Source organism: Sphingobium sp. FG11 (assembly GCF_057809915.1).
Genome location: NZ_JBMDKW010000015.1, coordinates 38768 through 52414, shown reverse-complemented (window position 1 = coordinate 52414; position 13647 = coordinate 38768). Strand labels below are relative to the sequence as shown.

At 61.0% G+C, this 13647-nt stretch carries 11 protein-coding genes; 7 read left to right on the top strand and 4 right to left on the bottom strand.

Features of this window, described 5'->3' with window-relative positions:
- Positions 1 to 66 precede the first annotated feature (66 nt).
- From ACODSN_RS13145 to ACODSN_RS13120, 6 genes are all read left to right on the top strand, one after another.
- Positions 67 to 1245 carry an acetyl-CoA acetyltransferase gene (locus ACODSN_RS13145; protein WP_489055942.1) on the top strand — a complete coding sequence of 393 codons (1179 nt, stop codon included), beginning with the start codon at positions 67 to 69 and terminating at the stop codon, positions 1243 to 1245.
- 119 nt (positions 1246 to 1364) lie between these two features.
- Entirely contained in the window at positions 1365 to 1859 is a 495-nt protein-coding gene (locus tag ACODSN_RS13140; protein WP_489055941.1) for a DUF983 domain-containing protein, read from the top strand.
- The gene (gene zapE, locus ACODSN_RS13135) at positions 1856 to 3058 is read left to right on the top strand and encodes a cell division protein ZapE (RefSeq protein ID WP_489055940.1); all 1203 of its coding nucleotides are present in this window, start codon (positions 1856 to 1858) and stop codon (positions 3056 to 3058) included. The genes ACODSN_RS13140 and zapE overlap by 4 nt, the downstream gene beginning before the upstream one ends.
- Before the next feature lie 81 nt (positions 3059 to 3139).
- A complete protein-coding gene (locus ACODSN_RS13130; protein ID WP_489055939.1) occupies positions 3140 to 3337 on the top strand; it encodes a hypothetical protein in 198 nt (65 codons plus the stop codon).
- A 378-nt stretch (positions 3338 to 3715) separates the two neighbouring features.
- Positions 3716 to 4435: a fused MFS/spermidine synthase gene (locus ACODSN_RS13125; protein WP_489055938.1), complete on the top strand. Its 720-nt coding sequence runs from the start codon at positions 3716 to 3718 to the stop codon at positions 4433 to 4435.
- A 666-nt stretch (positions 4436 to 5101) separates the two neighbouring features.
- A complete protein-coding gene (locus ACODSN_RS13120) occupies positions 5102 to 6232 on the top strand; it encodes a site-specific integrase (protein ID WP_235955124.1) in 1131 nt (376 codons plus the stop codon).
- A gap of 294 nt (positions 6233 to 6526) precedes the next feature.
- Here the strand turns inward: ACODSN_RS13120 and ACODSN_RS13115 are convergent, their stop codons facing one another.
- The 3 genes from ACODSN_RS13115 to ACODSN_RS13105 form a co-directional block, all read right to left on the bottom strand.
- The gene (locus ACODSN_RS13115) at positions 6527 to 7609 is read right to left on the bottom strand and encodes a sensor histidine kinase (RefSeq protein ID WP_169574382.1); all 1083 of its coding nucleotides are present in this window, start codon (positions 7607 to 7609) and stop codon (positions 6527 to 6529) included.
- A 285-nt stretch (positions 7610 to 7894) separates the two neighbouring features.
- Positions 7895 to 8281: a Cu(I)-responsive transcriptional regulator gene (gene cueR / locus ACODSN_RS13110; RefSeq protein ID WP_137903125.1), complete on the bottom strand. Its 387-nt coding sequence runs from the start codon at positions 8279 to 8281 to the stop codon at positions 7895 to 7897.
- On the bottom strand, positions 8278 to 10659 hold the full coding sequence (locus ACODSN_RS13105; protein ID WP_340266546.1) for a heavy metal translocating P-type ATPase: 2382 nt from the start codon (positions 10657 to 10659) through the stop codon (positions 8278 to 8280). The genes cueR and ACODSN_RS13105 overlap by 4 nt, the downstream gene beginning before the upstream one ends.
- 77 nt (positions 10660 to 10736) lie before the next feature.
- Between ACODSN_RS13105 and ACODSN_RS13100 the strand changes: the two genes are divergently transcribed.
- The gene (locus ACODSN_RS13100) at positions 10737 to 10973 is read left to right on the top strand and encodes an SDR family oxidoreductase (RefSeq protein WP_235955112.1); all 237 of its coding nucleotides are present in this window, start codon (positions 10737 to 10739) and stop codon (positions 10971 to 10973) included.
- Positions 10974 to 11171: 198 nt separating this feature from the next.
- Here ACODSN_RS13100 and ACODSN_RS13095 read toward each other — a convergent pair whose 3' ends face one another.
- Complete coding sequence (locus ACODSN_RS13095; RefSeq protein ID WP_340266541.1) at positions 11172 to 13499, bottom strand: nitric-oxide reductase large subunit; 2328 nt, start codon at positions 13497 to 13499, stop codon at positions 11172 to 11174.
- Positions 13500 to 13647 lie beyond the last annotated feature (148 nt).

Sequence of the window (13647 nt, the reverse complement as noted above, 5' to 3'; positions counted from 1 at the left end):
AAGGGGGTGTCGAAGGCATCGGGTCGGTCAAACCCTGCGACTTCAGCAATGGGTTGCGAGGGATAGATGACGAAACTGAAGAATCGAGCTGCGATCGTCGGCTGGGGCCACACCCCCTTCGGGAAGCTGTCAGGCGAAACCTTGGAAAGCCTCATCGTCACCGCGGCGCGCGAAGCGATCACGCACGCAGGCGTCGATGCCAAAGACATCGACGCCATTTGGCTTGGTCATTTCAACTCTGGTATGGTTCCGGACGCTTTCTGCTCGTCGATGGTGCTTGGCGCCGACCCGGCGCTGCGCTTCAAGCCTGCAACTCGCTGCGAGAACGCATGTGCGTCCGGCTCCGCCGCGCTCTACTCGGCGCTCGACGCCGTCCAGAGCGGCCGGGTCAGGATCGCGCTCGTGGTCGGCGCGGAGAAGATGACCGGCCTTGATACCGCTGGCGTTACGCGCGCCTTGTCGGGCGCGAGCTATCAGGCAGAAGAGGGCGAACTTTCCTTTCCAGCGATCTTCGCCGAGTTCGCCAAAGCCTATGCCGAACGATACGGCGACCCGACCGAAACGATGGCACGGATCGCCGTTAAAAATCATCACAATGCAATGAGCAACCCGTTGGCGCATCTTCGCAAGGAGATGGCACTCGAGTTTTGCCTGACCGCGTCGGAGCGCAACCCCGTCATCGCGGCACCGCTCAAAGTGACGGATTGCTCGTTGATCTCCGATGGCGCCGCTGCCGTCGTGATCGCGCATGCGGATGTCGTGAAGCAGTTGCAACGCGCGGTTGGGTTCCGCGCGTTCGAGCAGGTCAATGACCTCCTGCCAATGTCGCGCAAGGATCTCGCAGCGTTTGAGGGGCCACGCCATGCCTTCGAGCGCGCCTACCGGGCCGCCGGAATAACGGTTCATGACCTGAATTTCGCCGAGGTGCACGACTGTTTCACCATCGCTGAGCTGCTCACCATGGAGGCGATGGGGCTGTGCGCCCCAGGCGACGCCCGCAAGCTTGTTGCCGAGGGACAAACGGAACGAGGCGGCCGCTTGCCGATCAACCTCTCGGGGGGCCTGAAGGCCAAAGGACATCCCGTCGGGGCAACGGGCGTGTCCATGCACGTCCTTGCCGCGCGTCAGTTGACCGGGACAGCGGGCGATATGCAGGTACCCGGCGCCGAGCTTGGCGTGTGTTTCAATATGGGCGGTGGCGCCGTCGCCAACTGCGTTTCGATCCTTGAACCGCTGCGGGCGTGATGAGGAGGACCAGTCGACGTGTATCCCGTGTGGCACCGGCGTCGCGACGCGGGCGAATGTCCCGAACCCGGATCAGTGGAGCAAAGCGAGCCATGCCGTCACAAGCCACGCGGAGCACCATGACTTACTTCTTTTCAACGCCCTTTGATCGTCGGTCTGACGTGCCGCCCCCCAAGCGCAGGAATGACCCGCCGAAGAAAGGGCCGCTTCCGCAATCGGGTTGGGAGGCGGTCGGGCGTGGCGCGCGTGGTCTCTGCCCCAAATGCGCTGGCGCCAAGCTCTTCCCGCAGTTCTTGAAGCCGCTTCCGCTATGTCCGGCATGCGGTCAGGATTGGAGCCATCAGCGCGCCGACGACTTTCCAGCTTATGTGTCAATCCTGCTGACCGGGCACATCATGGCCCCGATCATCATCCTTCTCGTGCGCGACGCGAATCTCTCCAGTGCGGCGCAGGTCGCGATCATCCTGCCCTTGGCGTTGACCTTGATGCTTGCGCTGCTGCAACCCGCCAAAGGGGGTATCATCGCGTTGCAATGGTGGCTGGGCATGCACGGGTTCGAGAACAAACCGGCGGTTCCTCCCTCACAAGACGAGGACCCAACGCTTCCAAAATGAAGCTGGCCGGTGCGACAGTCACCACCCTCGTGCGGAGACGGCCATCCGTGCTTCACTCCTTGTCGATCTCTCGGGACATCGCTTTGCCATCGCTTAAACTGCTCAACCGATATGACGACGCGATCGCGACGGCCCAGCTCCGACTGGATCCCGCGCAGCGCCAGGTCGTGGAACATCTCGGACGGTTCGTTGCCCAGCTGGAAACGCCTGCTCAACGTGGCGGGCTACTGTCTCGTTTTTCGCGTGCGAAGGCGCCGGTTCCTCGCGGCGCCTACTTGTGGGGAGGCGTAGGCCGCGGAAAGTCGATGCTCATGGATTTGTTTTTCGAGTGCGTCGACATCCCCAACAAGCGCCGTGTGCATTTCCACGAGTTCATGCAGGAAGTGCATGATCGTCTTCGTGTTGAGCGTGCCGCCGCGAAGGGCGATCCCGTCCTTATTGTCGCGGAGGCGATGGCCTCCGAAGTTGCGCTGATCGCGTTCGACGAAATGATCGTCACCAATTCAGCGGACGCAATGATCTTGTCGCGGCTGTTCACGCGGATCATCGAGAGAGGCGTCGCGATTATCGCAACGTCCAATCGCCCACCCGAAGACCTCTATAAAAATGGGCTGAATCGCGAACATTTCTTGCCGTTTATCGCGCTCCTTCGGGAGCGGCTCGATGTACTGACGCTTGATGGTCCTATCGATTATCGGATGCAGCGCCTCGGTGGGTTTCAGACCTGGCATGTCCCGAACGGGCCTGCGGCGACGGAGGCACTCAGCCGCGCCTTCTTCCGTCTGACCGACTTTCCGGTCGAAGATCGGGACAACGTCCCGTCGGAAACGATCACGGTCCGCGGGGGACGGGAGATGTTCGTGCCGAAGGCGCTCAAGGGCGTGGCCGTTTTCTCGTTCAAGCGCCTGTGCGGGGAGCCGCGCGGGATACCGGATTATCTCGCGCTTGCGCATCGCTACCACACGCTCATCCTAGTCGGGATTCCTTTGCTGGGTCCCGACCTTCGCTCCGAGGCCGCGCGCTTCAAGCTTCTGATCGACACGCTGTATGAGAATAGCGTCAAATTGCTGGCGGCGGCCGATGCCGTGCCCGACGCCCTCTATAACGCCGACGACGACGCCTTCGAGTTCGATCGCACCGTGTCACGCCTCAACGAGATGGGCTCGCAAGACTATCTCGCCAAAGGACATGGCGCGTGACCAACTTTTCAAACCAAACAGAAACGATGTCAGCACCAATTGAACGACACCTTTCACATCACATGATCGGAGATCTGTCAGATGCTTCATGAAGCGCCAGTAAAAGCCACATTACGCAATAGTTCTTTGTTTATGTCTCGCGCGGAAGGATGTCGCCGTGACGCCCAGGCCCAAAACCTTCCCAACGTCCGAGACCAGCTCATGCGCGCTGCCGCGGCTTGGCAGGAAATGTACGAAAAAGCGGCAAAGTTCGAAGAAATGCAGGCGATGCGTCATTAATCCCCTGGTCGCCACCTGGGATAGGAAGGTTCGGGCACCTTACGGTGATCGAACGCGCCAGTTTTCCGCCATCCGCCCGGGCCGCATGAAAGGATGATCTCGCGGCGCCAATCTTCAGGCGGATAGGCCTCGACTGCCTGACCCAGCAGACAAGCAGATCCGCGGACGCGCCGCTGGCGTCGTCCCAGTCAAGTGGAACGTCTTCCAACGCCACTTCCCATTCGAATGACGGGTCACCTTGGACCAGAACAGTGAGGAATTTGGTCGCCATGATTTTCCGGTTCGCATACTATAGCAATGCCTGGAACGGCTCAACGGTCAGCACGCTCGTTCGGAGGCGTTCAGCCATCGGGGCGTGTCTCGGGCCGGTTTGGCCTTGTGACCCTGTCGCTGCATGCTCAAGCCCGCGGAACCATCGTGGCGACCGCTGACAAGCCCGGGGTCGTCGCCGCTCTTTTTGGCGCGTGGAACTGCGTGCGCAAACACGCCGACAGCGGGTCCGATCGTCTTTTCGAAGCGATTTTGGTGAAACACATCCAGTCTCTGCGGCGAGAAGGAATATGGCCTGGCCGAGCGACCGTCGGGGATCCAAAAACGGGCAAGCCGTTCGTCTCGGAAAGTGGCGACATCCGGTCGTTGCATTTCGATTGGACCTGCGTCCAAAGCGGGATGAGCATCGCGAATCCGCTCAAGCTGACCCTCGACTACACCAAAGCGATGATGGGCTTTCTGTTCTTCGCGCCCGCGCCCCAACAGGTCGAAATAATAGGGCTCGGAGGCGGGTCGCTTGCAAAATATTGTCGCCATACATTACCGCGAAGCGACATCACGGTCGTTGAGATCGATCCAGACGTGATCGCGTTGCGCGATCATTTCTTCGTCCCCGCAGAGAGTGATAGGTTTCGCACCCTGTGCGATGATGGCGCGCGGCATGTCCGTTCGTCCTCCGACAGGCCGGATGTCATCCTTCTCGACGGGTTTACGGCCGGCGGACAGCCCTCGCAATTGTGCAGCACAGAATTCTACCTTCATTGCTTCAGGCGCCTCCAATTGGGAGGACTTCTGGTTGTCAATCTGTGGGGCGACGATCCGAATTGACTGCTTAATCAGGCGCGGGTCGAACATTGTTTTGCCGGCAACGCGGTCAGCGTGCCATCGATCGGCAGTCTCAACCGGACGGTCATTGCCCGCAAGGGGCAGAGTTTATCTTTATCGAAAGCCGCGCTTGAACAGACCATTTCCGCGTTTAGCGGCCCTAACTCAGGATTTCTGCGATCTATCGGTCGGCGCATTCAACAGCAATTGAGGGCACGCGAGCGATAACCGTGGTCAGCAGGGCTCTTCAACGGGGCAGACGATCTCGTCACGAATGTGCGAAAGCGCGGCTTTGCCTTCGTGCCCGGCTTGCTCGTGTTGGGTCCCGGCGTATCGATGGTGACAGTTCTTGGAGGAATTTTGCCAGCAGCTGGGACAGTCGCGTCGAGGATAGCTACAATAGTGGGATGGGACATTTAAATGGTGCTTACAAAATTCCGGCGCGTTAATAATAGGTATGTTAAGTCGATGAAAACATGTGATTCATCAATATGCACATTTTGATAATACAGTTATCACAGGTCCATATTTGACGGCTCTTTATACGGTGCGCTACACATCGCTCCGATGGATCAGCCCTCACACCTCGACGACAACGCCCTATTGACGGGGGAAGCCGTGCCAGCGCCGACGGCGTCGGCCGACGATCTTTCCTGGGCAATCGTGAAGATGCGCGCCGGCGAGCCCATCGTCGTTAACGAAGCGCTGATCGCCGCATATCAGGCAGCGTCTTCGCCCCACAGCATCCGCGCGCTCAAGTCCGACCTTGAGGCGTTCGATCTCTGGTGCCGGCGTCACAACCGCATATCGCTCCCAGCAACTCCGGAGACCGTGGCGGACTATCTTGACGCCCGCGCGGAGAAGGGCAGCAAGCCGGCCTCGCTTGGCCGCTACAAGGCGTCGATCGCCAGGATCCACCTGCTGCTCGATCTCAAGGATCCGACGCCGGCGTCGCTGGTGAAGCTCCGACTGCAGGCGATCCGTCGCCGGCTTGGAACGGCACAGAAGCAGGCCCGGCCGCTGCGGTTCAAGGGGCCGGTGCGCAATGTCGAGCGCGATGAGCCCCGCGGCCTGAATGTGCGGGCGCTGCTCGAAAGCTGCGCGGACGATCTTCCGGGCCTGCGCGATCGCGCGCTGCTGTCGGCCGGTTACGATACCGGGCTTCGCGCCTCGGAACTCGTGGCGATTCAGGTCGAGCATGTCATTGAGGCGATCGATGCCGAGGCGCGGCTGTTGAGCATCCCGCGCAGCAAAGGCGATCAGGACGGGGAGGGGGCAACCGCCTACCTCAGCCCCCGAACGGTGCGGGCGATCGCAGCCTGGCTGGAGGCGGCCGGGATCGAGAAGGGGGCGGTGTTTCGGCGCGTGAACGTGCGGCGCTACAAAGCCAAGGCGGCAGTGCGGGGCCGGTCGATTGACAGCATCTCCGGGCGTGAGACCTGGGATCTGCGCAAGGCTCTGTCAAAGCGGGCGGTGCCAGCGCGGGTCGAGTACGATGTCGGGGAGGGGGCGCTTCACCCTGCGTCGGTCGGACAGGTCTATCGAGCGATGATCCAGCGGGCCTTCGATGCCGGTGCGCTCGCGGATCTGACGGCGGACGATCTTGCTCGGCTGCTCAAGGGGATCAGCGCGCATTCGACGCGGGTCGGGCTCAATCAGGATCTGTTTACGAGCGGCGAGGATCTTGCCGGCATCATGGACGCACTGCGGTGGAAATCTCCTCGTATGCCGCTTTCCTATAACCGGAATTTGGCTGCGGAGCACGGCGCCGCCGGGCGGCTAATGGCGAAGATCGGGTGACCATCGTTAAGACGACAAGTAGTTCAACCCGCGCATCTCAGTGCTTTGCGCCCATCAGGGTGGCGCGTGGCGTAGCGCCTAGGCCACGGTGAACAAGGAATCAGCGCCGGGAACAAGTTCGGATTGGGTCGCTGCACGCCCGAGATCCCGAATCGTCCCAGAAGGGTGAAAGAAGGCAGCGCGGCATGCGCAACTCGCTCCGCTGCCGACCGTTCCGCTTCGGCGAGAAGGCACCGGGGGCGAGAAAACGAAACGCGGGTAAAGGCGTTGGCAACGGCTCCTTACGCATCGCGGTTAAGCCCCCTGCAGCAGCGGTGTCGCTGCCGCTGCGCGTGCGACAGTAACGCTGAATCCTGCCGGGCTGGTCGTCATCGTGACTTTGGCATCCAACTGCTTAGCGAGCGCCGCCACGATCGTGGTGCCGAGGCCACCATCGGCCTTCGGCGGCTTGTCGGCATCTTTGCCGACACCATTGTCCGAAACGATCATCGTCCAATCGTCCTGATCGATCGCATAGCGCACATCGATCGTTGCTTCGGGGTGATGAATGGGAAAGGCGTATTTGAGCGCATTGATCACGAGCTCGGTGACGATCAACCCTAGGCTCACTGCCTTCGCTGACGGGATCATGCCGGTGTCGGAGCTCACGGTTATCGTTACGGGCTGGCTGTCGCCGATCATCGACGTGCCAAGACCGGTACATAGCTTTTGGAGATAGTTGCCGACCTCGATCTGGTCGATGCCATCGGACATGTCGAGATGCTGCTGCACAGCCGCGACCGACATTACCCGTTGGTGCGCATCCTGGAGATGGAAACGCGTCTCGTCGGAGGAAACCGCCCGCGCCTTCAGCATCAAAATGCTGGCGATGATCTGAAGGCTGTTGGCGACGCGGTGCTTCATCTCCTGCAGCAAAACCTCGTTCTGCCGCCGCAATTCTTCCGAGCGTTTAAGCAGGGCTTCCTTCTCCTGTTCGATCGCGCGCCGTTCGGTCACGTCGCGAAAAGCGAGAAGAATCGCCATGGTATCGCTCTCGTCGTACAGGACTTTGCGGGCGTTAAGCAGCATGATGCGGTGGCCAATCACCGGAAAATCGTGATCGACCTCAAACCCGTCCATTGCTACTCGTTCAGGCAATATCGTCTCGAGCAGCAACCGCAGCGCGGGAATGTCCCATTGCCCATGGCCAAGAGCATAGAGCAGGCAGCCCTGCGTCTGCCCAGGCGCAACCTTGAAAATCTCGTAGAAGGAGCGGCTTGCCTCAAGCACCCGTAGATCGGCGTCGAGGACGAGAAAGGGCTCGGGGATCGTGTTCACAATCGCATGAGCGAGCAGATTCGCCTCTTCGAGGTTCCGCACAGGAAGTGTTGTCGGCACTCCGGTCAGCCCGTTGCGATGTTGAGGGAATCGGCAAACGTCATTGTCCGGCCTTGCACTTGCAGGCGAAGGCACGATGATCCCTCTGTCACAGGACGCCTGCAGAGGAGGTCGGGTGATAAATCAACCTACCACGCTGCCGACGCCTTGCCTATGCTTACCCTATTTTAGGCGACGACATTGGATCTTCGAGCTTGCTATCGGTGGTCCCGCATGCGCGCTCGGTCATCCGATCGGAGCGACTGGCCCCATGCTGATTGGCACGCTTCTCGACGAGCTGGAGCGTCAGGAAGCCAAACGCGTGAGTATCGGACATTCTGGTCGATCATTGCCGTGGCAGTCTTTCGCCAAGTCTAGCAATGCTCCGCGCATGGCGTTGAGCGCATCGGCCTTCCGACCGAGGTCTGCGGCGCGCGATTCCGCCAGCGCCTTGACCTCGGCGCTGGCGCGATCGCGATCGGACCAGAGATCGAGCAACACGCGGATTTCCTCGATCGGAAATCCCAGATCCCGGGCATTCGCGATAAACTGCAGGCGATGTATGTCCGCTTCCGAATAGTCACGATATCCGCTGTCACGTCGCGGTGGCGACGGGATAAGCCCGATCTTCTCGTAGTGGCGGATCATCCGCTGCGAGACCCCGCTCGCCGCCGCCGCGCCGCCGATGTTCACAGCTTTACCCGATTGAGACGCAGCGCGTTGGTGACGACGCTGACCGATGACAGGGCCATCGCGGCAGCGGCGATCACTGGCGACAGAACGATGCCGAAGACTGGGTATAGAAGCCCGGCGGCAATGGGGACGCCAGCCGCATTGTAGATGAAGGCGAAGAACAGGTTCTGGCGGATGTTGGCCATCGTCGCCTCGCTCAGCCGTCGCGCCCGCACGATGCCATTGAGATCGCCCTTGAGTAGCGTTATTCCGGCGCTTTCAATGGCAACATCGGTGCCCGAGCCCATGGCAATGCCGACGTCCGCTGCCGCCAGCGCCGGCGCGTCGTTCACCCCATCGCCGGCCATGGCGACGACATGGCCTTCACGTTGCAGGCGCAGGACGACGGCGCTCTTTTGTTCGGGCAGCACCTCTGCTTCAACCGCGTCGATGCCGAGTTTCCGGGCCACCGCCTCGGCGGTCGTCCGGTTGTCGCCCGTCAGCATGACCACGCGCACGCCCTCCTTCCGCAAGGCGACCAGCGCCTTCGCCGTAGTCGTCTTGATCGGATCGGCAATGGCCAGGATCCCGGCGACCCGGCCGTCAATGGCGGCAAAAATCGCCGTCGCCCCGTCCGCCCGCAACTCATCGGCCCTTGCTGCCGCTGGCGACACGTCGATGCCACTCTCTTGGAGATAGGCCGCGCCGCCCAGAAAGATGCGCTTGCCGTCCACGGTGCCGACCGCGCCCTTGCCCGTGGGCGAGTCGAAGTCGGAGACCTCGGGAACTGGGATGCCACGATCCTTCGCGGCCGCAACGATCGCGAGCGCCAGGGGATGCTCCGACGCCCGCTCGACGCTCGCCGCAAGACGAAGAAGATCGTGCTCCGAAAAGCCATCCATCGCCACGATGCTTGTCACCGAAGGTCGCCCTTCGGTCAGCGTGCCGGTCTTGTCGACGACGATCGTATCGACCTTCTCCATACGCTCCAGCGCCTCGGCATTCTTGATCAGGACGCCAAGGCCCGCACCCCGGCCGATACCGACCATGATCGACATCGGCGTCGCGAGGCCCAGGGCGCAGGGGCAGGCGATGATCAGCACCGCGACAGCGGCTACAAGGCCATGCGCCAGTCGCGGCTCCGGACCCCATATCGCCCATAGTGCGAACGAGAGCAGCGCGACGCCGAGCACCGCCGGGACAAACCAGCCCGCGACCTTGTCGGCCATGCGCTGGATCGGCGCGCGCGAACGCTGCGCGTCCGCCACCATCTGGACGATCCGCGCCAGCATCGTATCGCGGCCAACCTTGTCGGCCCGCACGATGAGCGATCCGGTCTGGTTCATCGTTCCCGCGACCACATGAGCATCGACAGTTTTCGTCACCGGCATGGATTCGCCTGTGACCATCGACTCGTCGATCGAAGAGCGGCCATCCTCAACCACGGCATCCACGGGCACCTTTTCGCCGGGGCGAATGCGCAGTCTGTCGCCCACGGCGATCAGGTCGACCGCGACTTCCTCGTCGCCACCGTCTGCCATGATCCGGCGGGCGGTCTTCGGCGCGAGATTGAGGAGCGCCTTGATCGCACCCGAGGTGCGCTCGCGGGCGCGCAATTCCAAAACCTGTCCGAGAAGCACAAGGACGGTGATGACCGCAGCGGCCTCGAAATAGATCGCGACCGTACCGTCCATCATGCGGAACGCCGCAGGGAATATGCCGGGTGCGAGCGTTGCCACCACGCTATAAGCCCAGGCGACCCCTGTTCCCATCGCGATCAGCGTAAACATGTTGAGGTTTCGCGTCTGGAGCGATGCCCAGCCGCGCTCAAAAAACGGCCAGCCCGCCCAGATCACAACGGGGGTCGCCAGCGCGAACTGGATCCAGCCCGATATCCGCTCGGAGACGAGGTGGTGCAATGCCGGGAACAGATGCCCGCCCATCTCGAGCAGGAACACGGGCACAGTGAGCGCCAGAGCGATCCAGAAGCGCCGCGTCATATCGACGAGTTCGGGACTGAGTCCGGCCTCGGCCGTCGCGACCTCGGGTTCGAGCGCCATGCCGCAGATCGGACAGGCTCCTGGTCCCGGCCGACGGATTTCGGGATGCATCGGACAGGTCCAGATCGCGGTCGTAGACACTTCCGGCTGCGATTGCCCGCCCTTCGAAAGATAGCGTGCCGGGTCGGTAACGAACTTGGCGCGGCAGCCGGCACTGCAGAAATGATAGGCCGTGCTGTCATGTTCGGCGTGATGCTGAGTCGTCGCCGGATCGACGGTCATCCCGCAAACAGGATCGACGGCTTGCTGAGAACCCGCGGGATCGACCGCATTCTTCGCGTGACCCGCGCAGCAGACATGATTTTGGCTGTCATGTGCCGTGGATTTTGGCTCGGACATTCCCGTTCTCCTTATCGACGCCCCCTATCTAGGGTTTGACATCGTGTCAGGGTCAAGGGCCGCGAGTAATTATCTATTTGGCGGCGAGGGGCTTCATCGCGGCGAACTGGCCGAATACACGTACCGCTCATCTACGCCCCTGTCGCGATCAGCGCATCGCGCTGCAGATCAACGGACTGGCGATCGACCTCGCGGCGTTTGGCCGACTGGGCAAGCCGGAGGAGATCGCCGACGCCGTGCTCTGGATGAGCACCGACCTTGGTGCGTTCGTCACTGGTGCATCTATCTCGGTCGATGGCGGACGGTCGCTCTGACCGCGACAAGGCGACTCTGATAGCGTTCTCGAGAGCACATAGGCCATTCTCAAGGTCCTGGGCGGGCTTCCCCACAGAGCGGTCCGCATTATTTGCTCCGTAAGGTCTGATTGATGCCTGCGCGCTCAGCAGCTGGCTGGATAGCAGAATTGGCTGCTCCACGAGAACCAATCCGACACTCGGCAAATGGAGTGACTGTCAGTGTGGAGGGGGCAGCTTAATCTGAAGAGAATCGAGCGGCCTGATGTAGAGCCCCCAATAGGCCTTCAGCGCAGCGATCATCAGTGGAATGGCGCCAAAAATGATGAAGATCAGATCGGCGGGTAAGCGCATCCATTCGAGCTGCCGCGCGATATTGCTGCCAGTGTAAGCGATGCTTCGTGCGTGCCAATAGCCATGTTGCAGCACATCCCATACCTGCAAAACTCCGGCAGGGAACAAGCTCAGGATTACCATCAAGGCGAGCCCGATGTTGCTCCCCCAGAACCCGATGCGGACGTATCTCTCGATGCTCGGCCAGCGCGCGACGTCAGTCGTCTGGCGTAGCACAAACACCATCAGGGCAAGGGCGAGCATGCCGAAGACGCCCATCATAGCGGCATGGCCATGATTGGGCGTCAGGATGGTTCCAACCTCATAATAGCTCACGATCGGCAGATTAATCATGAACCCGAAGACTCCGGCGCCGAGGAAATTCCAGAATCCCACGGCCATGAGGAAATAAAACGTCCATTTATGGGGTAGCGCCGAGGCGACGCCACTTTTGTCGGTTTCGCTGCGCGTCGTGCGGACAAAATCCCATGCGTCGAGCGTCAGCAATGTCAGAGGCACGACCTCCAGCGCGGAGAAAAGCGCTGATGCCGCCATGTTGATCTGGGTCTGTCCTGAAAAATACCAGTGATGCCCCGTCCCCATCAGCCCGCCGAGGAAATAGAGGATCGCGTCGAGATAAATTACCCGCAGCGCTGTGTTCCGGCCCGTGAGGCCCAATTGGAACAACATCAGCGCGACTACGGTGGTTGCGAAGAATTCGAAGAATCCTTCAACCCACAGATGGATGATCCAGAAGCGCCAGGTATCGACCACGGTAAAGTTGGTCTTGGCGCCAAAAAAGAGGGCGGGAACGTAGAAGACGGGGATGGCCAGCGCGCCGAACAGAAACATCCGGGCGATCGGCCGTGCATGGACGTTGGAGACCTGGCTGGGCCGCGCAATCCACCAGAGCAGCGCGAACCACGCCAATAGTCCCACAACGAGCAGATACTGCCAGAAGCGGCCGATCTCGAGATATTCCCAGCCCTGGTTTCCGAACAGGAACCACCAGTCGCCAAGCCACCCGGAGATGCCCGCCCATTCGCCAAGGAGACTGGCGCCGATGACGATGGCGAAAGCCGCGAACAGAAGATGGATGGCTGCGGGCAGCCAGCGGGGTTCGTCGGCGCGCAGCGAGCGGCCCAAAAACAGCGCGGCGGCTACATAGGCCGTTGCGATCCAGAAGATTGCGGTCTGCAAGTGCCAGATGCGCATCAGGTTGCTCGGAAAGATAGTCTCAAGCTGGAAGCCGTAGAAACTTCCTGGATCGGCGCGATAATGCGCAACCGCAGCACCTACGAGCGTCTGCATCAGAAACAGCAAGGAAACGACAACGAAGAATTTGACGAGGGCGCGCTGGCCGGGGCTTGCCTGTCCCGGGATCACCTGCGGCGTGGCGCTATGGCCCCGCGTAATCCAGCCCAGATAATCGAATTTGCCGAATGCAAGCAGTACTGCCGCGATGCCGCCGAGCAGGGCGATCAGACTAAGCGTGCTCCAGAGGAGCGCCCCGGCCGGAGCGACATTGCCAACGCCGGGATCATAGGGAAAATTGTTGGTATAGGAATAATCCGCCCCAGGCCGATCGGTGACCGACGCCCAGGCCGTCCAGCAGAAAAACGCAGTCAAGTCGCGCAATTCTGCCGGATCGGTGATGAGCTTGGGCGCGAGACCGCCGTTGCGCGCTGGGTTGATGAAATAGGATGTCCAGCGGGCTGTCTGCGCGCGGTAGGCAATAGCCTCCGGCGCAGTCAGGCGAAGAGTGTTGCTGGCAGGATCGAAACGATTGGTTTTCAGCGTGACGGCGACCTGACCGCGGATCGACCCTGTCTCGATAGGGGTAAGTGCGTTCAAAGCCTTGGCGAATTGTTGTTGTGCCAGGGAGGTGGCTAGGCTCTCACCAATCTGATGCAGCGTTTCGGCTGAAAAATCAGGGCCAAGATAGGCCCCATGTCCCCAGATCGTGCCATTGTCCATCAAGCCATAGCGCAGAAATATGGCCTGTCCCGAGCGGATCTGATCACCTGTGAACAGGGTCTCTCCGTGAGCATCAATCACGGTATCGGGGATGGGTGGCGCGTTCCGGTAGGAGAGCATGGTGATCGCCAGAAGCCCCACAAAGCCAAGGATCATCACCATCAGGACCGATCGCAGCCACCATTTCGACAAGGGGCTGACTTCAGGATCAAATTTGGGTTGGGCGGCTTCGTCCATTGCGCGTCTCCTGGCGAAACCGAAGGGTTAGAAAGAGTTGAACGGTCCGGCACACGTTCAACATCCGAAATGGGCCCAGCTGACCGTAGACTGATAGACGCCCCGCCATTGGCGGTTGAAGGCAGGGCAGCGCGGAGAGTGGAAGGTG